The sequence below is a fragment of the Streptomyces verrucosisporus genome (assembly GCF_017114865.1).
Taxonomy (GTDB): Bacteria; Actinomycetota; Actinomycetes; order Streptomycetales; family Streptomycetaceae; genus Streptomyces; species Streptomyces fenghuangensis.
Window position 1 is genome coordinate 226,917 of record NZ_JADEYH010000003.1, and the last position, 19,912, is coordinate 246,828.

Below are 19,912 nucleotides of genomic sequence, written 5' to 3' on the forward strand. Positions count from 1 at the left end.
CGCGGCACCGGGCACCCTGGCGCGCTCCCGGTGTCAGCCGTTAGCGTGGGGGGCGCTTTTGCACATCGCGGGAGCTCCGAGCACGGGGCTGAGAGGGCGCTGACCTCCGTGGACATCCACGGAAACGGCTGCGTCGACCGCCGAACCTGTTACCGGGTAATGCCGGCGTAGGGAGTTGGGTCTCATGACCACGCAGGACGCACGCACGCCCGAAAACGCCTCCGGGAGCGCCGAGGAGCGCGCGACCGGCTGGCACAAGGGCTATCTGAGCGGTTCGCGCCCCGACATCCGGGTGCCCGTCCGCCGAGTGCACCTGACCAACGGCCGCGACGTGACGCTGTACGACACGTCCGGCCCGTACACCGATCCGAACATCGACACCGACGTCCGCCGCGGCCTGGCGCCGCTGCGGGAGAACTGGATCATCGCCAGAGGGGACACCGAGGAGTACCCGGGCCGCGAGGTGCGGCCCGAGGACGACGGCCTCAGGCACACCTCGCCGCGCGGCGGGCTGCGCAACCTGGACGCCGTCTTCCCCGGCCGCCCCCGCCTGCCGCGCCGGGGACGCGGCGCCACCACCGCCGTCACACAGCTCGCGTACGCCAAGCGGGGCGAGATCACCCCCGAGATGGAGTTCGTGGCCGTCCGCGAGGGCTGCTCGCCGGAGCACGTGCGCGACGAGATCGCCGCGGGCCGTGCCGTCCTCCCGGCGAACGTCAACCACCCGGAGACCGAGCCGATGATCATCGGCAAGAACTTCCTGGTGAAGGTCAACGCCAACATCGGCAACTCCGCCGTCACCTCCTCCATCGAGGAGGAGGTGGAGAAGATGACGTGGGCCACCCGCTGGGGCGCCGACACCGTCATGGACCTCTCCACCGGCCGCAACATCCACACCACCCGCGAGTGGGTGCTGCGCAACTCCCCCGTCCCCATCGGCACCGTCCCCCTCTACCAGGCGCTGGAGAAGGTCGACGGCAAGGCCGAGGAGCTGACCTGGGAGATCTACAAGGACACCGTCATCGAGCAGTGCGAGCAGGGCGTGGACTACATGACCGTCCACGCCGGCGTCCTGCTGCGCTACGTCCCGCTGACCGCCCGCCGCAAGACGGGCATCGTCTCGCGCGGCGGCTCGATCATGGCCGCCTGGTGCCTGGCCCACCACAAGGAGAGCTTCCTCTACACCCACTTCGAGGAGCTCTGCGAGATCCTGCGCGCCTACGACGTCACCTTCTCCCTCGGCGACGGACTGCGCCCGGGCTCCATCGCGGACGCCAACGACGAGGCGCAGTTCGCCGAACTGCGCACGCTGGGCGAGCTGAACCGGATCGCCAAGTCCCACGACGTGCAGACGATGATCGAGGGCCCCGGGCACGTCCCGATGCACAAGATCAAGGAGAACGTCGACCTCCAGCAGGAGATCTGCGACGAGGCGCCCTTCTACACCCTCGGCCCGCTCACCACCGACATCGCCCCGGCGTACGACCACATCACCTCCGGCATCGGCGCGGCGATGATCGCCTGGTGGGGCACGGCGATGCTCTGCTACGTCACGCCCAAGGAGCACCTGGGCCTGCCGGACCGCGACGACGTGAAGACGGGCGTGATCACGTACAAGATCGCCGCCCACGCCGCCGATCTGGCCAAGGGCCATCCCGGCGCCCAGGAGTGGGACGACGCCCTGTCCGACGCCCGCTTCGAGTTCCGCTGGGAGGACCAGTTCAACCTGGCCCTCGACCCGGACACGGCCCGCGCCTTCCACGACGAGACGCTCCCGGCCGAACCGGCGAAGACGGCGCACTTCTGCTCGATGTGCGGTCCGAAATTCTGTTCGATGAAGATATCCCAGGACATCCGCCGCGAACACGGCGGCGACCTCGCCCTGGACCCGGAGGAGGGCATGAGGCGGAAGTCCGAGGAGTTCGCGGCGAGCGGCAACCGCGTCTATCTGCCGCTGGCGGACTGACTCCGGCTGGTCCTGGCCGGTCCCGGCCGGCATCGGGCGTCCGCGGTGGACCGTCCGCCGCCTCCGGCCCGTGGGGTCACGAGCCGGAGGCGGCCCGGGGGTGTGCGCTCAGTGGCCCCGGCACGGCGCTCCGGACCGTGTCAGAGGCCGTCCCCCCGTCGGCGCGGGCGCGGGCGTAGTGCGTCAGCGAGCGGCGGTACTCCGGCAGGTGGGGGACGAGGGCGGTGAGGGCGAGGGCCACCGCCTCCCGCTCCCGTCCGGCGTCGGCGAGAGCCAGGGAGAGGAAAGCGGCGACCGCGTCGTCCAACTCATCGGAGCGCAGGTCCCGTTCGGCCGTCAGCAGTGTGACGCTCTCCTCCGTCCGGCCCAGGTTGCGCAGGGTGCTGGCCAGTTGGATCACCGCACGTCGGCGCCGCCCGCCGGGCAGGCCGGCCGCGAGGGCCCGGCGGTAGAGGCCGGCGGCCTCCTCCTCGCGGCCGAGTGCGTCGTGGGCGGAGGCCAGGGGGTCGGGACCGCGCCATCGCCGCTGTACCGGGGGTCCAGATCGGTCACCGGCCCGGCGCCGCTTGCGGTCGTGTTCTCCATCCGTCCTCCTCGTGCCCCGCCGGTTCCCAAGGATCCCGTCGGTCCCTGCGGTCGGGGGCGTCTGCGGAGGTATGACGCCGGCCGCCGGCGGAACTCGTCGGCGGCCGGGGGAATCACCCGTTCGGTTCATCCGTGCGAGGAGCCTTCGGCCCGCCGGGCGAGCTTGCCGGTGACGTCCTCGGTCTTCTCGGCAGGAGGCGGGGAGACCTCGACCTCGGTGCCGAAGTCGCTGAACTCGATGACGGTGCGGATCTTCGCCTCGCTCGCCTCCCGCGACGGCGGCTGGGACCGGGCCCGGGAGTTCGACCGTGCCGCCTCGCCGTCGAGGGGGATCTCGAACTGCTGGCGGCGGATGCGGTCCTGGTCGTCGAGCCACAGATGCATCGGCAGGGAGTCGCCGAGCTGCTGCCGCAGGCGCTCGGCCTCGGCCGTGTCCCCGTCGGCGAGTTCGTCCACGTCGACGTTCACGCGGTAGTGGGTGGTCTCCACCCCGCCGATCTCCTCGGTGCCGACGCGGGTGGCGTCGTCGTCCAGGGTCCGGGCGTAGTCGAGGCCCTGGACGGGGTCGTTGACGCGCACGCCGCCCACGGTGCCGTCGCTTCCGGCGAGTTCCCGCAGGTCGACGCTGATCCACGGCTTGCCCACACCGAGCTGCTCCCGCGCCTGGTCCGGCAGCCGCTGGTAGAGGGTCTCGTCCACCACCCGCTGCTCGATCCGCTCGCCGCCGCCCGCCTCGACGGTCAGGTCGCTCGTGCCGTCGGCCAGGTCGACGGTGCCGTCGCCGGTGAGGGTCTGCTGCTGCCCGCCCATGGCGGCGCGCACCTTCAGCGTCATCCTCGCGGTCTCGGCCGCGACCGTCTTCTCGTGCGCGGTCCGTACGACCTCGGCGGCCGCTTCGTCGGCTTCCCCGCCGTCCCCGCCGTCCCCGCCGTCCCCACCTCCGGTCCCCGCATCCCGCTCGGCCTCGGTGCCGGTGGCGGTGCCGGTCTCGGCCTCGGGCCCGGTCTCCTGTCCGCCGCAGCCGCCGATCAGCGTCGTACCGGCCAGCAGTCCGGCCGCCGCCACCACACCCGTCCTGGTCCCGCGTGACACGCGCGCCATCGTGTCTCCTCCGCTCCCGTGAAGGGGTCGTCGTCCGATGCGCTACGCGTTTCCCGGGGCAGTCCCGGCAATCGTCCCGAACCGATCGGTTCAGGCCAATCGCCTTGTGGAGAGGTGGGGTCGGCGCGATCGTGCGGGGAGGTCCCGGGCGGATGCCCGGGACCTCCCCGCACCCGGGGTGCCGCCGCGGGCCGCCCGGTACCGGGCGGCCCGCGCTTCCTCCGTCCGGCCCGCGCCGGCCCGAGCGTGTGTCAGAGAGTGCTCTTGAACAGCAGGCGGTTGGGCGTGCCGCTGACGTTTCCGCTGATCACGTTGGCGGTGGCGTTGCTGATCAGCCAGTTGTTGACGGTCGAGGACGAGGCGTCGCCGTACGCGGACTTGTACAGCGCGGCCACCCCGGCGGCGTGCGGGGACGCCATCGACGTGCCGTTCAGCGCGGTGCTGCCGCCGCCCATGCGGGTGGAGGTGACGGATACGCCGGGGGCGTACAGCTCGGTGCAGGAGCCCCAGTTGCTGAAGGACGCCTTGCGGTCGGAGCTGTCCGAGGCGGCCACGGTGAGGACGCCGGAGGCACTGGCCGGGGAGACGTTGCAGGCGTTCTGGTTCTCGTTGCCGGCGGCGACGGAGAGGTGGACGCCGGAGTTGGCCAGGTTGGTGGCGGCCGTGTTCACCGCGGACGAGTAGCCGCCGCCCAGGGAGGCGTTGGCCACGGCGGGCTTGACGGCGTTCTGCCGGACCCAGTCGAAACCGGCGATGATGCCCGAGTAGGTACCGCTGCCCTGGCAGTTGAGCACCCGGACACCGCGCAGCGCCACGCCCTTGGCGACGCCGTACGTCGCGCCGCCGACGGTGCCGGCGACATGGGTGCCGTGACCCTGGCAGTCCTGGCCGTTGCCGCCGAAGGCGTCGAAGACGTTGCGTGCCCGGCCGCCGAAGTCGGGGTGCGAGGTGTCGATGCCGGTGTCGATGATGTACGCCGTCACCCCGGCACCGTTGCGGTTGTACGTGTAGGCGCCGTTGAGCGGGCGGTTGCGCTGGTCGATCCGGTCCAGGCCCCAGGGCGGGCTGTACTGGGTGGCGCTGGCGGTGACCTTCCGGTCCTCCTCGATCGCCGCGACGGAGGGGTGGCGCTGGAGCGCCTTGAGCTGGCCGTCCGTCAGCTTCGCGGCGAATCCGTTGAGCGCCTCGGAGTAGACGTGCCGGGTCTTGATGTCCCTGTCTCCGGCGAGACTCGTGGCCTTGGCGCCGGGCTTCAGGGTGACGATGTAGTTCCCCTCGACGGCCAGCGCGTCCGGGGCCTGCGCGACCTTGACCAGCGGTGCCTCGGCGCGCGCGGAGTCGGCGGCGGGGGCCGCGGAGGCGACGGCGGGTATCAGCGCGGTGGGGATGGCGAGCAGCAGCGCGCCCAGGTGCGTTCGTCTCATGGGGGTGCACACCTTCCGGTGGTCGGCCGGCGCTGTGGGTGCGCGCCGGCACGTTGAGGGGGGACACCGCGTGACGCGGCGGCGGCCGCCGGTTCCCGGTGCCGCGGCGCCACGTTAAGCCCGGCGGTCCGGTGCGGGGACCGGGTCGGAACCGGCGTGGCCGGACCCGGCCAGCCCCGGATACGGCCCCGTGCCGGACGCACTGTGGAGAAGGGCCGGGTCACGGGCTACTTTTTTGGCATGTCCGCTGACAGCGACGACGCGGCCGAGACCGGGACCGAGGCCAGGCAGGTCTACACGCAACTGGTCGGAACGCTCAGGGGCACCCGCGCGACACGAGTCCCGCAGCCGGAGGAGATGCCCGAGGACGTCAGGCGCTGGCTCGCCGAGCGCAGGCTCCTCGACCCCGAGTGCCAGGGGATCAGCTCACCGGAGAGGGCCCTGCGGGAGCTGTTCGGCGAGCAGCGCGCCTGGCTGCGGTCGGCCGCCGAGACCCTGGACCGCAACCTCCGTGCCGTCGACGACATCCTCGACCTGCTCCCGGAGTTCCGGGGAGCGGGGCACGAGAGCGTCGAGGTGGAGTTCGTCGAGGACCGCGACCGGCTCCGCAGGCGGCTGGACGAGTTCGAGCCGGTGGGGCGCCGGGAGGTGCTGTGCATGCGGACCGCCTTCCCCGGCCCCGGGGTGCTGGAGGCCAGCCTCGTCCACGACCGCCGCATCCTGGCACAGGGAACCGAGATCAGGATGCTGGCCACCGTCGGCGCGACGCGCGGGCCGGGGGCCGCCGCCTACCTCGACGCCCTGCGGGAGGCCGGCGCCCGGGTCCGCGTCGCCGCCGCCCTGCCCCTCTACCTCCACGTCGTGGACCGCACGGTCACGCTGATGCCCGCCGGTGACGACCCCCTGGGCGGCGACGGCGACGTGCTGCTGCGCAGTTCGCGGATCGCGCTGTGTTTCGCGCAGGTCTTCGAACACGAGTGGGACGTGGCGCTTCCCTACCCCGAGGGCGCGGGCCGGGCCCGGCCCGCCGACGGCTCCCACCCGGCCGACGGGTACACCGAGCAGGAGCGGGAGATCCTCGCCCTGCTCGCGACCGGCACCAAGGACGAGAGCATCGCCCGGCGGCTCGGCTGCTCCGAACGGACGCTGCGGCGGATGATGACCCGGATCACCGAGAAGCTGGGGGCGGGAAGCCGGTTCGAGGCGGGGGTGCGCGCGGCGCGCCTGGGACTGGTCGACTGAGTGCCTACGGCGCGTCGGCCTCCCGCTCGCCCGCCGTCCCGGCGGCCTCCGCGACCAGCGCCTCCAGCCGGTCCCCGTGGGCCCCGCGCCAGTAGACGCGGCCGCAGTCGCGGCAGCGGGCGAAGGTGTCGTAGGTGCGGCGGGTGCCGGGGCGGAGCAGATGCTCGACCTCGGCCTTCGGCACCTCGGCGAGGAGCCCGTTGCACGCCGTGCACCGCGTCCACGGCGCCAGCGGCAGGTCGAACCGGTCCAGGACGTCGGCGAGCTGGTCGTCCGGGCGCGAACCGCGCACGTAGGCGCCCATCCACAGCTGCCGCCGCATCAGCAGCCCGCGGTCCTGGGTCAGCAGGACGCGCCGCTCGGCGTTGGCCTGCTCGACGAGGGCGGGGTCGTCCATGTCGTTGTGGTACGCGGTGTCGGCGCCCGCCACCAGCCGCAGCCGCCGCGCCAGCGTGCCCAGGTGGACGTCCAGCAGGAAGCGCGGCGGCCCGTGGGGGATCCGCTGCGGGCGTACGACGGGCTCGATCCGGACCGTCCGGCCCGCCTCGGGGCGGTACGAGGGCTCCACCCGCCGCCCGTCCTCGCCGCTTCCGGGGGAGTCCTCCAGGACGAGCGCGCCCACTTCCGTCAGCGGGATGCCGGCGGACTGCACGACGTGGACGAGCGAGGAGGTGCCGTCGTGGGGCACGGGGAGGAGCTCGGTGCCGCGGTGGCGCGAGGGCAGGAAGATCCGCAGTCCGGGGGAGACGCGGAGGAGCAGTTCACGGGGCGGCGGTGTGCCGCCGGGGGGCTGTGGTCGGTCCGTCACCCTCCCCAGGATGCCAGCGCGGGCCCGCCGGTCCCACCGCTTTACGGACCCTGCCCCCGCCCCCGCCCCGGGCTCCTGCCCTGCCCCGGGCTCCGGCTTCCGGCCGTGACTTCAGTCGGGGGTCCGGTCCGGGTACCGGTCGAGGGGGTGCTCGGTGCCCCCGAAATCGGGGCTGGTGAAGTCAGGGCCGGTGAAGCGGGCCCCGGCGTCCGTGTCGCGGGGCGTCTCCCCGCCCGGGCTGGAGAAGCCCGGGTGGGTGTAGCCCAGTCTGGGGTGGCGGCTTTCCCGCCATGCCTTCCCTGCCCCCGGGGCCCCGGAGGTCTCCAGGGTGCCCGCGGTGTCCGAAGCCGGCCCGGCCCCTGCCGCCGGCGCGGCCAGCGCCTCGTGGAGGAAGGGCAGTACCCCGCGCTCCAGCAGCGCCGTGCGCCAGGCCGTGCGCGCCCGCGCCACCTCCTCGGCGAGTGCGCTCTGCCCGCTGGGGCCGCCCGCCCGGATCGCGCCGGCGCCGTGGCGCACCGCGGTGACCAGCAGTCCGACACACGCGGCCAGCAGCGAGGCGGCGGTCAGGGCGGCGAAGGCCCAGCCCGCGTCGCGCAGTTGCGCGGCGATGGACGGCTCGGGGTCCAGCACCCGCAGCAGATGGCCGGTCAGGAGGAAGATCAGAGCCGCGGCCCCGGCCAGTACGGGCGCCAGGACGGAGAGCGTGGCGAGCAGCCCGGCACCGCCCGGACCGGAACCGGAATCCCCGGGCGTACCCGGTGCCGCCTCCCGCGCAGGTCCCTGCGAGGAGGGCGCGTGGCCGGGCAGGCGCAGCTCGTCGCGGAGCGCCACGAAGTGCTCGTACTCCGCCGCCGCGCAGGCCGCGATCGCCGCGGCCGCGCCGATCGCGGCGGCGCGCAGCTGCTCGGTGTTCAGCCGCCTTCCGGCGGCCGGTTCGGGGCGGTCGCGTGCGGCGCGCAGTGCCTCGTCGAGGACGCGTTCGAACTCGGGGCGGTCCTCAGGACGCAGGTGCGGAGCGGTGTTCATGTGCATCCCCCGGTGCTCCGTAAGGCCCTGGGGCCGGAAACGGAGGAGAGCTCGCTTGAGACAGGGACCCGATGGTAGAGCGGTTCCTTCCGGCAGTGACAGGGTGTTTCCGGAAAACACGCGCCACCGCCGGGCGGTGTTCACCCTCGGGGCGGTGTGTACGGGTGCGTACGGGGAGGATCAAGCGGACACCGGGGGAGACAACGCTCAGGCCGGGAGGGGAAGCCGGGACACCAGTAGCTTTCCGGCCATGGTCACCCCGCCGTCCATGGCGATCGCGAGCGAGTCGGCGTAGACGTGCGGCCCGTGCACCTGGGGCGCGGCGTCCTCGCCGTCCTCGGAGCCGACCTCGCCCAGCAGGTAGGGGATCGGGCTGTGGCCGTGGACGACACGTCGCCCGCCGTAGGTGTCCAGCAGTTCGCGGGCCGCCATGGCACCGGCGTCGTCACGGAAGGCGAAGCGCTTGGTGAACTTGCGGAACAGGTCCCAGGTCTCGTCGGCGTCGTGGTGGGTGAGGGCCTCGGTGATCGCGTCGTTGACGCCGGCGATGGTGTCGCCGTACTCCAGGTAGGCGGTGGTGTCGGAGTGCACCAGCAGGTGGTCGTCGGCCAGGGCCATGGCGTCCAGCCGGGACATCCACTGGACGTGGTGCTCCTGGAGCCGCTCCATGTCGGAGCGCTGCCCGCCGTTGAGCAGCCAGGCCGCCTGGAAGGAGGCGGTGCCCGCACCGGAGCCGACGGGGGTGTCGCCGAAGCGCTTGGCGCCGATCAGCAGCAGCTCGTGGTTGCCCATCAGCGCCTTGCAGTAGCCGCCGGCGGCGGCGGCCTCGGCGGAGAGCTGCATCACCAGGTCGATGACGCCGATGCCGTCCGGGCCGCGGTCGGTGAAGTCGCCCAGGAACCAAAGCCGGGTGTTGCCCGCGGTCCAGTGGTCCTCGGTGTCGACGATCCCCTGGTTCAGCAGGGCCGCACGCAGCTCGTCCAGATAGCCGTGGACGTCGCCGACGACGTACAGCGGGCCCTGCTCGCCGCCGCCGGCGGCGGGGGAGGGCGTGTCGACCAGCGTGGGGGTGGGGACGGCGGGGGCCGCTCCGATGACGGGCAGGTCGCGCCGGGTGGGGGTGTACCCCTCCGGGTGCGGCTCGGCGGCGCCCGCCGCACCCGGACCCGCCGCACCCGGACCCATGACGCCTGAACCCACGGCACCCGGCCCCGTGAAGCCCGAATTCACCGGGCCCGAACCCGTCGCGCCCGCGCCGCCGTGCCACACGTCGGATCCCCGACCGGCCCCCTGAGTCATCGGCCCCTCCACCATCGCGCGCGCCTGCACCTGCCGGACCTCTCTCCGCCTCCCGAGGGTCGCCCCGTGTCGAGAGCCGGTCCCGGTGTCGTGGGCCCATCATAGGAACGCAGGTCGCGCCTTGTGACGCACCCGGGGGACGGCAATTCGGACCGGGTCCGGGCAGGAGCCGGTCAGCGGCCGGTTCGCCCCGGAATGAGCGGGCCCCTACGCCTGCCCGCGCTGTTCGGGGGAGCGGGGGGCGCTCACCGTCGTCCGCCGGCGCCGGCGCTGCGAGGACGTGCGGACGATCAGGTCGGTGGGCATGATCCGCTGGACGGGGTCGCCGCCGCCGGTGCCCTCGATGGCGTCGATCAGGAGCTGGACGACGGTGGTGCCGATGCGCCCGGGTTTCAGCGACAGGGTGGTGATGGGCGGCTCGGTGCCGGCGTAGACGGCGGACTCGCTGCAGCACACCAGCAGCAGGTCGTCGGGGACGCGCAGCCCGTAGCGGCGGGCGGCGGCGAGCAGGTCGGTGCCGTTGGGGTCGAAGAGCCCGTACACGGCGTCGGGACGGTCGGGCCGGGCCAGCAGCCTGTCGGCGGCGACGGCGCCGGCGCAGGGGTCGTGGGCGGGGTAGGCCTCGTACACCGGGTCCTGCCCGGCGCGTTCGCACCAGCGCAGGTAGGCCTCGGTGGACAGCCGGGTGTAGGTGTCGGTGCTGGTGCCGGTGAGCAGGCCGATACGGCGGGCGCCGGCGGCGGCGAGGTGGTCGAGCAGGCCGGTGACGGCGGCCTCGTGGTCGTTGTCGACCCAGGCGGTGACGGGCAGGTCGCCGCAGGGTCGGCCGTCGGAGACCACGGGGACGCCCTGGCGGACCAGCTCGGCGACGACGGGGTCGCGGTCGGAGGGGTCGATGACGACGGTGCCGTCGAGGGCGACGTTGGACCAGACGTCGTAGGGGCTCTGCCGGGTGCTGCCCGGGAGGATCACCAGGGCGTAGCCGCGGGCCAGTGCGGCGGAGGAGGCGGCGCGTGCCATCTCGGCGAAGTAGGCGAACTCGGTGAAGGTGAAGGGCTCCTCGCCGTAGGTCGTGACCGTCAGCCCGATCAGCCCGGACTTTCCGGTGCGGAGCGTGCGGGCCGCCGCGGAGGGGCGGTAGCCGAGCCGGTCGGCGACTTCGCGGACATGGCGCCGGGTGGCGTCGGGCAGGCGGCCCTTGCCGTTGAGTGCGTCGGAGACGGTCGTGATCGAGACGCCGGCCGCCGCGGCCACGTCCCGGATGCCCGCGCGCCCCAGCCGACGGCCGTGAGCCCGGCTCACCTGGTGCTTCCCTGCTGCTGTCATGGCGTGCTGATACTAGGGCCGCGCAGCGCCGTTTGCTGGGGTGTACAGAACAACGTCGGAAGAGACGATTCTGCAAGCCGCTCTGTGGTAACGACCATGGAAAAGGCGGGAGTTGAGCTTCTGCCTCATCGTTTCTGCTGATGCTTCACCGCTTGCCGCAGCAGAAGTGGGGATGTCTCAAAGCTGTCTCAACTCACCTTCACGGGCGATGCGCGCTACGGAGCGCGCCACCGGCGCACGCTTCTGCGAATGCGCCCCCTTCTTCCGGCCCCTACGCCGTTCCGGCGAATCCTTCTAAGGTGTGCAGCATTGGTGGTACGGGCGGCGGCACGGCCGCCCCACGACTGGCCCCGAAGGGTCGAGGAGGACCTGGCATGACGGAGATGGCCCCGAAACTGCGCGCGGTGCTGGAGGGTATCCCCACCTACAAGCCCGGCCGCCCGGCCGCCGATGGCCCCACGGCGTACAAGCTGTCCTCCAACGAGAACCCCTACCCGCCGCTGCCCGGCGTCCTGGAGGCCGCCACCGCCGCCGCCGGCTCCTTCCACCGCTACCCGGACATGGCCTGCGGCCTGCTGACATCGGAGCTGGCGCACCGCTTCGGGGTGCCGATGAGCCACATCGCGACCGGGACCGGATCCGTCGGCGTCGCACAGCAGCTCCTCCAGGCCACCGCCGGCCCCGGCGACGAGGTGATCTACGCCTGGCGCTCCTTCGAGGCCTACCCGATCATCACCCAGATCTCCGGCGCGGCCTCCGTCCGGGTGCCGCTGGACGCCGACGAGAGGCACGACCTGGACGCGATGGCCGACGCCGTCACCGAGCGCACGCGCCTGGTCTTCGTCTGCAACCCCAACAACCCCACCGGTACCGCCGTCCGCCGCGCGGAGCTGGAGCGCTTCCTGGACCGCGTCCCCCGCGACGTGCTGGTGGTGCTGGACGAGGCCTACCGCGAGTTCGTCCGCGACGAGGAGATCCCGGACGGCATCGAGCTGTACCGCGACCGCCCGAACGTCTGCGTGCTGCGCACCTTCTCCAAGGCGTACGGCCTGGCCGGGCTGCGGGTCGGCTTCGCCGTCGCCCACGAGCCGGTGGCGGCGGCGCTGCGCAAGACCGCGGTGCCGTTCGGCGTGAGCCAGATCGCGCAGGACGCGGCGGTCACCTCGCTGCGCAGCGAGGCCGCGCTGCTGGAGCGTGTGGACGCCCTGGTCGCCGAGCGGACGCGGGTGGTGCGCGAGCTGACCGCGCAGGGCTGGACGGTCCCCGAGACCCAGGCGAACTTCGTCTGGCTGCGGCTGGGGGAGCGCACGGGCGACTTCGCCGGGGCCTGCGAGGCGGCGGGCGTGATGGTGCGGCCGTTCGCGGGTGAGGGGGTCCGCGTCACGATCGGCGAGACGGAGGCCAACGACCTCTTCCTCAAGGCCGCACAGGACTTCCGCAGGGACCTCTAGCCACCTCTAGCCACCGCCCCCGGCCCGCCCGGGGACCAACGGCCCTCCGAGCAGGACTTTCGTTCCCTCCCACCCCCCGGTGGGAGGGAACGAACATAAGTGGGTCATACTTCTTGTGAATGTGAACTCATTCACGAGCGCGTGTGCTACGTCACACCATGTCCACTTTGGGAGAGTGCTGTGGACCTAGCTCTGGCCCCGGAGACCCTGGCCCGGTGGCAGTTCGGGATCACCACCGTCTACCACTTCCTCTTCGTCCCCCTGACCATCTCGCTCGCCGCCCTCACCGCCGGCCTCCAGACCGCCTGGGTGCGCACCGGCCGCGAGGTCTATCTGCGGGCGACGAAGTTCTGGGGCAAACTCTTCCTGATCAACATCGCGATGGGCGTCGTCACCGGCATCGTGCAGGAGTTCCAGTTCGGCATGAACTGGTCCGACTACTCCCGCTTCGTCGGCGACGTCTTCGGCGCCCCCCTCGCCTTCGAGGCACTGATCGCGTTCTTCTTCGAGTCCACCTTCATCGGCCTGTGGATCTTCGGCTGGGACAAGCTGCCGAAGAAGATCCACCTGGCCACCATCTGGATGGTCTCCATCGGCACGGTCCTGTCCGCGTACTTCATCCTGGCCGCGAACTCCTGGATGCAGCACCCGGTCGGCTACCGGATCGACCCCGAGTCCGGCCGCGCCGAACTCACCGACTTCCTCGCGGTGCTCACCCAGAACACAGCCGTGGCGCAGTTCTTCCACACCATGACCGCCGCCTTCCTCACCGGCGGCGCCTTCATGGCCGGCATCGCCGCGTACCACCTGATGCGCCGCCGCCACATCCCCGTGATGCGCACATCGCTGCGCCTCGGCCTGGTCACCCTCGTCGCCGCCGGCGCGCTCACCGCCGTCAGCGGCGACCACCTCGGCAAGATCATGTACGAGCAGCAGCCGATGAAGATGGCCGCGGCCGAGGCCCTGTGGGAGACCGAGGGGCCCGCCCCCTTCTCCGTCTTCGCCTACGGCGACGTCGACGAGGGCCACAACAAGGTCGCCGTCGAGATCCCCGGCCTGCTCTCCTTCCTCGCCCACAGCGACTTCGACACCCCCGTCCCCGGCATCAACGACACCAACGAGGCCCTCCAGGAGCGGTACGGCCCCGGCGACTACAAGCCCAACATCCCAGTCGCCTACTGGGGCTTCCGCTGGATGATCGGCTTCGGCATGGCCTCCACCGCCCTGGGCACCCTCGGCCTGTGGCTCACCCGCCGCCGCTTCCTCCTGGCCGAACACCACCGCACCACCGAGGACGAGGTCCCCAACCTCGCCCTCACCCCCAACCGGCTGCTGGGCCCCGCCATCGGCCGCCGCTACTGGCAGCTGGCCTTCCTCACCCTCGGCTTCCCGCTCATCGCCAACGCCTGGGGCTGGATCTTCACCGAGATGGGCCGCCAGCCCTGGGTCGTCTACGGCCTGCTGCGCACCTCCGACGCCGTCTCACCCGGCGTCTCCCAGATCGAGGTGCTGATCTCGATGACCGTCTTCACCCTCCTGTACGCAGTCCTCGCCGTGATCGAGGTGAAGCTCCTGGCCAAGTACGTGAAGGCCGGACCGCCCGAACTCACCGAGGCCGACCTCGACCCGCCCACCCGGATCGGCGGCCACGACAAGGACGACGCCGACCGCCCCATGGCCTTCTCCTACTAGGTCCGACCGAGGTTTCCCGATGGAACTCCACGACGTCTGGTTCGTCCTGATCGCCGTCCTGTGGACCGGCTACTTCTTCCTGGAGGGCTTCGACTTCGGAGTCGGCGTCCTCACCCGGCCGCTGGCCCGCGACCGCCGCGAGCGCCGCGTACTGATCAACACCATCGGACCGGTCTGGGACGGCAACGAGGTCTGGCTGCTGACGGCCGGCGGCGCCACCTTCGCCGCCTTCCCCGACTGGTACGCCACCCTCTTCTCCGGCTTCTACCTGCCCCTCCTGATCATCCTCGTCTGCCTGATCATCCGCGGCGTGGCCTTCGAGTACCGCGCCAAGCGCCCGGAGGAGAAGTGGCAGACCAACTGGGAGCGCGCCATCTTCTGGACCTCCCTGATCCCCGCCTTCCTGTGGGGCGTGGCCTTCGCCAACATCGTCCGCGGCGTCGCCATCGACGCGAACAAGGAGTACACCGGCGGCCTGCTGGACCTGCTGAACCCCTACGCCCTGCTCGGCGGCGCGACGACCCTCGCCCTGTTCACCTTCCACGGCGCAGTCTTCACCGCCCTGAAGACCGTCGGTGACATCCGCGTCCGGGCCCGCGCCCTCGCCGTACGCCTGGGCCTGCTCACCGCGGCCCTCGCCGTCGCCTTCCTCGGCCGGACCCAGCTCGACCGCGGCGACACCGCCACCCTGATCGCCCTGGCCGTCGCAGCCCTCGCCCTGCTCGCGGCCGTCCGCGCGATCGCCGCCGGACGTGAGGGCTGGTCCTTCACCCTCTCAGGCGTCACCGTCGTCGCGGCCGTCGCCATGCTCTTCCTCGCGCTCTACCCGAACGTCATGCCCTCCACGCTCGACCCCGCCTGGAGCCTGACGGTCACCAACTCCGCGTCCTCCCCCTACACCCTGACGATCATGACCTGGCTGGCCGCCCTGGCCACTCCGCTCGTGCTCCTCTACCAGGGCTGGACGTACTGGGTGTTCCGCAAGCGCATCGGCACCCAGCACATCTCCGACACCCAGCACCCGGAACCGGAAACCACCCGCACATGAAGCCCGTCGACCCCCGCCTGCTCCGGTACGCCCGCACCACCCGCGTCTTCCTCGCGGCCACCGTGGTGCTGGGTCTGGCCGGAGCGGGCCTGGTCATCGCCCAGGCCATGCTCATCGCCGAGATCGTCGTACGGGCCTTCCAGCACCACACACCCCCCACCGGACTCACCACCCCCCTCGTCCTCCTCGCCGCCGTCTCCCTCGGCCGCGCCCTGGTCTCCTGGCTCACCGAACTGGCCGCCCACCGCTCCTCCGCGGCCGTCAAGTCCGAACTGCGCCTGCGCCTGCTCGCCCACACCACCGCCCACACCACCGCCCGCCCGGACAGGCCCACCGGCGAACTGGCCAACCTCGCCACCCGCGGCATCGACGCCCTCGACGACTACTTCGCCCGCTACCTCCCCCAGCTCGCGCTGGCCGTCGTCGTCCCCGCCGCCCTGATCGCGCGCATCCTCACCGACGACTGGATCTCGGCGGCGACCATCGCCGTCACCCTCCCCCTGATCCCGGTCTTCATGATCCTGATCGGCTGGGCGACCCAAGCCCGCACGGACCGCCAGTGGCGCCTGCTGTCCCGCCTGTCCGGCCACTTCCTCGACGTCGTCGCGGGCCTGCCCACCCTCAAGGTCTTCGGCCGGGCCAAGGCCCAGGCCGAGAACATCCGCGCCATCACCGCCGACTACCGCCGCGCCACCCTGCGCACCCTGCGGATCGCGTTCCTCTCCTCCTTCGCCCTCGAACTGCTCTCGACGATCTCCGTCGCCCTCGTCGCCGTCGGCATCGGCATGCGCCTGGTCCACGGCGAACTCGACCTCTACACCGGCCTGGTCGTGCTGATCCTCGCCCCCGAGGCGTACCTCCCCCTGCGCCAGGTCGGCGTCCACTACCACGCCGCCGCCGAGGGCCTCGCCGCGGCGGAGGACGTCTTCTCCACCCTCGAAACCGACGCCCCCGCCCCCGGCACCGCCCCCGCCCCCGACGCGCGCACCGCCACCATCGCCCTGGACGGCCTCACCGTCCGCCACGAGGGCCGCACCACCGACTCGCTGCCCCCCACCACCCTCACCGTGGCCCCCGGCGAGAACGTCGCCGTCACCGGCCCCTCCGGCGCCGGCAAGACCACGCTGCTCAGCGCCCTCCTCGGCCTCACCACCCCCACCGCCGGCCGCGTCCTGATCGCCGGCCGGGACCTGTCCACCCTCTCCCCGGCCACCTGGCACTCCCAGATCGCCTGGGTCCCCCAGCACCCCCACCTCTTCGCCGGGACGATCGCCGACAACGTCCGCCTGGCCCGCCCCGACGCCACCGACGCCGAAGTCCTGCGCGCCCTCCGGGACGCCGGAGCCCCTGACCTCTCCCCGCACGCCCTCCTCGGAGAGGCCGGCACCGGCCTCTCCGCCGGCCAGCGCCGCCGCGTCGCCCTGGCCCGCGCCTTCCTCGCCGACCGCCCGGTCGTCCTCCTCGACGAACCCACCGCAGCCCTCGACATCGCCACCGAAGCCCGGGTCGTCGACGCGATCGCCCGCCTCACCCGCGACCGCACGGCCATCCTCATCGCCCACCGCCCCGCACTCCTCCCCCTCGCCGACCGCGTCATCCGCCTCACACCCACCGGCGCGACGGCGGCGCCCCCCGGCGCGAGCGGCGCGTTCGAGCCCGCACCCCCCACCCCCGAGGCGGACCACCCCACCCCCGGCGGCGCACCGGAGGAGACGGAGCCCCCCACCTCCGGGACGAACCACCCCGCTCCCGCACCCGGCGGCGTGCCGGAGGGGACGGGCAGGGACGGCCGTTCCGGACACTCAAGCGTGATTTGCGGCCAGTCGGAGCTCGCAACACGGTGCACGGCAACGGCCGTAAATCATGCCGTCCGGAATGGTCGTCCCGGACCGGCCCCGACCCCCGCACGCACCGCCCCCGCACGCACCGCCCCCGCACGCACCGCCCCCGCACGCACCGCCCCCGCACGCACCGCCCCCGCCCCCACCGGCGCACCCGCACCCGCACCCGGCGCACCCGCACCCGCACCCGGCGCCCCCGGAAACGCCCCCCACCCCCTCACCCGCGTACGCCGCATCGCGCACCCCCTTCGCGCCCGCTTCGCCCTCGCCCTGCTCCTCGGCTCCCTCGCCCTCCTCAGCGCCGTCGGCCTCATGGCCTCCTCCGGCTGGCTGATCTCCCGCGCCTCCCAGCAGCCCCCCGTGCTGTACCTGATGGTCGCCGTCACCGCGACCCGCGCCTTCGGCATCGGCCGCGCCGTCTTCCGCTACGCCGAGCGCCTGGTCTCCCACGACGCCGTCTTCCGCGTCCTGGCCGATCTGCGCGTCACCGTCTACCGCCGGCTGGAGCGCCTCGCTCCCGCCGGGCTGCGCCACACCCGGCGCGGCGACCTGCTCTCCCGGCTCGTCGCCGACGTCGACGCCCTCCAGGACTACTTCCTGCGCTGGCTGCTCCCGGCCGCCGTCGCCGCCACCGTCTCCCTGGCGGCCACCGTCTTCACCGGGTGGCTCCTGCCCGAGGCGGGAGCGGCCCTCGCCGCGGGCCTCCTGGCCGCCGGCGTCGCCGTCCCCGCGCTCGCCGCCGCGGTCTCCCGCCGCACCGAGCGCCGCCTCGCGCCCGCCCGCGGCGAGCTGACCACCCGCACCGTCGACCTGCTCACCGGCACCGCCGAGCTGACCGTCGCCGGGGCGCTGCCCCGCCGCACCGAGGCCGTACGCGACGCCGACGCCGCGTTGACCCGCCTGGCCGCCCGCAGCTCCGCCGTCACGGCGCTCGGCGGCGGGCTGTCCGCGCTCGCCGCCGGACTCACCGTCACCGCCGCCGCCTGGCTCGGCGCCGCGGCCGTCCACGGCGGACGGCTGGACGGCCTCCTCATGGCGGTGGTCGTGCTCACCCCGCTCGCCGCCTTCGAGGCGGTGTCCGGGATGTCGCTCGCCGTCCAGCACCGGCAGCGCACCCGCCGCTCGGCCGAACGCGTCCACGAGGTGATCGACGCCCCCGCCCCCGTACGCGAGCCCGAGGACCCCGCCCCGGCGCCCGAGGACCCGTTCCCCCTCACCCTCACCGCCCTCACCGCCCGCCACCCGGGCCAGGAGAGCCCGGCCCTGCGGGAGGTGGACCTCACCCTGACCCCCGGCCGGCGCGTCGCGGTCGTCGGCCCGTCGGGCTCGGGCAAGACCACCCTGGCCCACGTCCTGCTCCGCTTCCTCGATCCCGTCTCCGGCAGCTACACCCTCGGCGCGAACGCCCCCGCCACCCCCACCGACGCCCTCACCCCAGCCCCCACCATCGGCACCACCCCCACCGACGCCCTCACCCTCGCCCCCGACGCGGTACGCCGCCTCGTCGGCCTGTGCGCCCAGGACGCGCACATCTTCGACAGCTCCCTGCGCGAGAACCTCCGCCTGGCCAGGCCGCCGGCCACCGACGAGGACCTCCACGCCGCCCTGGCGGCCGCCCGCCTGGACGACTGGGTGGGCGAGCTGCCGTACGGCCTGGACACCCTCGTCGGCGAGTTCGGCGCCCGGCTCTCCGGCGGCCAGCGCCAGCGCCTGGCCCTGGCCCGCGCGCTGCTCGCCGACTTCCCCGTTCTCGTCCTGGACGAGCCCGCCGAGCACCTGGACCTGGCCACCGCCGACGCCCTGACCGCCGATCTGCTGGCCGCCACCGAGGGCCGCACCACCGTGCTGATCACTCACCGGCTGGCCGGCCTGGAAGCGGTGGACGAGGTGGTCGTCCTCGACGGCGGGCGCGTCGTCCAGCACGGTCCGTACGCGGAGCTGGCCCGGGCGGACGGCCCCTTCCGGCGGATGCTGGAGCGGGAGCGGGCCACCGGGGAGCCGGCCGCGGCCCGGGCCTGACGGGGGCACCGGCTCCCCGTCGCCTCCCGTCCCCCGCCGGCCTCCCGGCCGACTCCCCCACCGACCCCTCAGGCCGCCTCGTCCAGCCGCTTCCGCTGCCCTTCGTCCAGCCGCAGCTCCATCGCGTCGAACGCCTCGTCGAGCTGCTCGGTCCGGCTCACTCCGACGATCGGCACGACGGCCGGGTCCCCACCGGTCAGCCACGCCAGTACCACCTGGTTCGCGGTGGCCCCGGTCTCGGCGGCCACCTCTCCGAGCACGGCCAGGCGCCGCGCCGTGCCGGGGTGGTCGTAGTGCTCGGGCAGCGGGCGGTCGGAGCGGGTGTAGGAGCCCCACAGCAGTGAGGAGTAGGCCCACAGGTCCATGCCGGGCTCGCTGCGCGTGTAGTCGAGCGACTCGTCGGTCGCGAGCCGGTGCCCGCCCTCCGGCAGGACGACCCCCGGCCGCGGCTGGACGTAGGAGTGCCGCAGCTGCATCGCGGTCCAGCCCGCCACCCCCGCCTCACGGGCGAGCGCGCGTCCGCGCTCCACGCGCCAGGCGGCGTGGTTGGAGGCGCCGAGCCGGCGGGCGAGTCCGTCCGAGACCACCTCGCCGAAGGCGCCGACGGTCTCCTCCAGGGGCACCTCGCGGTCCTCCGCGTGCGCCCAGTACAGGTCGACCCACTCCGTGCGCAGCCGCCGCAGGCTCTCGCGCACCGCCCGGCGCACGACGGGCGCCGACAGTCCCTCGGCGGACTCCGGCCATTTCCCGGGCACGGTCGGCTGCTGGCGGACCTTGGTGCTGATCAGCACCCGGTCACGGACGCCGGGCCGGGCGGCCAGCCACTCGCCGATGACGGTCTCGCTCTGACCGCCGACGCCGGAGGGGTCGATCCAGAAGCTGTAGCAGTTGGCGGTGTCGATCCAGCGACCTCCCCGCTCGGTGAAGCGGTCGAGCAGCGCCATCGACGTGCCCCGGTCCAGCCGGGTGCCGAAGTCCATGGCGCCCAGGGCGAAATACGGTGCGTGGTGCGGTGTGTTCACCGGCGGTCCTCTCGTTGGTGCGGCGTCACCGCCGCGCTCGGAGGCCCCATGCTGGCGTTTGG

14 protein-coding genes are annotated in these 19,912 nt (G+C 73.2%); 6 read left to right on the plus strand and 8 right to left on the minus strand.

The genetic code is table 11. The features are described from left to right. Nucleotides 1-184: 184 nt before the first annotated feature. Nucleotides 185-1,966 (plus strand): phosphomethylpyrimidine synthase ThiC, encoded by a 1,782-nt coding sequence (gene thiC, locus IQ279_RS06730; RefSeq protein WP_206347384.1) that lies wholly within the window; start codon nt 185-187, stop codon nt 1,964-1,966. A gap of 76 nt (nt 1,967-2,042) precedes the next feature. Here thiC and IQ279_RS06735 read toward each other — a convergent pair whose 3' ends face one another. The 3 genes from IQ279_RS06735 to IQ279_RS06745 form a co-directional block, all read right to left on the minus strand. Next, on the minus strand, nt 2,043-2,681 hold the full coding sequence (locus tag IQ279_RS06735) for a tetratricopeptide repeat protein (RefSeq protein WP_206347385.1): 639 nt from the start codon (nt 2,679-2,681) through the stop codon (nt 2,043-2,045). Further along, nucleotides 2,678-3,652 carry an SCO4651 family lipoprotein gene (locus tag IQ279_RS06740; RefSeq protein WP_206347386.1) on the minus strand — a complete coding sequence of 325 codons (975 nt, stop codon included), beginning with the start codon at nt 3,650-3,652 and terminating at the stop codon, nt 2,678-2,680. The genes IQ279_RS06735 and IQ279_RS06740 overlap by 4 nt, the downstream gene beginning before the upstream one ends. Before the next feature lie 251 nt (nt 3,653-3,903). Then, nucleotides 3,904-5,076, minus strand: a complete 1,173-nt coding sequence (locus tag IQ279_RS06745; protein ID WP_206347387.1) for a S8 family peptidase — start codon at nt 5,074-5,076, stop codon at nt 3,904-3,906. 240 nt (nt 5,077-5,316) lie between these two features. On the opposite strand from IQ279_RS06745, the gene IQ279_RS06750 reads away from it, so the two are divergent. Further along, nucleotides 5,317-6,318: a helix-turn-helix transcriptional regulator gene (locus IQ279_RS06750; protein WP_206347388.1), complete on the plus strand. Its 1,002-nt coding sequence runs from the start codon at nt 5,317-5,319 to the stop codon at nt 6,316-6,318. Nucleotides 6,319-6,322: 4 nt separating this feature from the next. On the opposite strand, the gene IQ279_RS06755 is transcribed toward IQ279_RS06750, so the two are convergent. The 4 genes from IQ279_RS06755 to IQ279_RS06770 all read right to left on the minus strand — a co-directional run bounded on the left by IQ279_RS06755 (nt 6,323) and on the right by IQ279_RS06770 (nt 10,777). Then, on the minus strand, nt 6,323-7,126 hold the full coding sequence (locus IQ279_RS06755; RefSeq protein WP_307792245.1) for a Mut7-C RNAse domain-containing protein: 804 nt from the start codon (nt 7,124-7,126) through the stop codon (nt 6,323-6,325). Nucleotides 7,127-7,237: 111 nt separating this feature from the next. Continuing rightward, nucleotides 7,238-8,152, minus strand: a complete 915-nt coding sequence (locus tag IQ279_RS06760; RefSeq protein ID WP_307792246.1) for a hypothetical protein — start codon at nt 8,150-8,152, stop codon at nt 7,238-7,240. A gap of 207 nt (nt 8,153-8,359) precedes the next feature. After that, nucleotides 8,360-9,466, minus strand: coding sequence for a metallophosphoesterase (locus tag IQ279_RS06765; protein WP_206347506.1), 1,107 nt, complete (start codon nt 9,464-9,466; stop codon nt 8,360-8,362). A 192-nt stretch (nt 9,467-9,658) separates the two neighbouring features. Next, nucleotides 9,659-10,777, minus strand: a complete 1,119-nt coding sequence (locus IQ279_RS06770) for a LacI family DNA-binding transcriptional regulator (RefSeq protein WP_206347390.1) — start codon at nt 10,775-10,777, stop codon at nt 9,659-9,661. A 374-nt stretch (nt 10,778-11,151) separates the two neighbouring features. On the opposite strand from IQ279_RS06770, the gene hisC reads away from it, so the two are divergent. From hisC to cydD, 4 genes are all read left to right on the plus strand, one after another. Then, nucleotides 11,152-12,228 (plus strand): histidinol-phosphate transaminase, encoded by a 1,077-nt coding sequence (gene hisC / locus IQ279_RS06775; protein ID WP_206347391.1) that lies wholly within the window; start codon nt 11,152-11,154, stop codon nt 12,226-12,228. A 180-nt stretch (nt 12,229-12,408) separates the two neighbouring features. Next, entirely contained in the window at nt 12,409-13,920 is a 1,512-nt protein-coding gene (locus tag IQ279_RS06780) for a cytochrome ubiquinol oxidase subunit I (protein ID WP_206347392.1), read from the plus strand. A 19-nt stretch (nt 13,921-13,939) separates the two neighbouring features. After that, nucleotides 13,940-14,968, plus strand: a complete 1,029-nt coding sequence (cydB, locus tag IQ279_RS06785; protein WP_206347393.1) for a cytochrome d ubiquinol oxidase subunit II — start codon at nt 13,940-13,942, stop codon at nt 14,966-14,968. Then, nucleotides 14,965-18,828, plus strand: coding sequence for a thiol reductant ABC exporter subunit CydD (gene cydD / locus IQ279_RS06790; protein ID WP_206347394.1), 3,864 nt, complete (start codon nt 14,965-14,967; stop codon nt 18,826-18,828). The genes cydB and cydD overlap by 4 nt, the downstream gene beginning before the upstream one ends. A gap of 68 nt (nt 18,829-18,896) precedes the next feature. On the opposite strand, the gene IQ279_RS06795 is transcribed toward cydD, so the two are convergent. Further along, nucleotides 18,897-19,808, minus strand: a complete 912-nt coding sequence (locus IQ279_RS06795; RefSeq protein WP_206347507.1) for an aldo/keto reductase — start codon at nt 19,806-19,808, stop codon at nt 18,897-18,899. Nucleotides 19,809-19,912 lie beyond the last annotated feature (104 nt).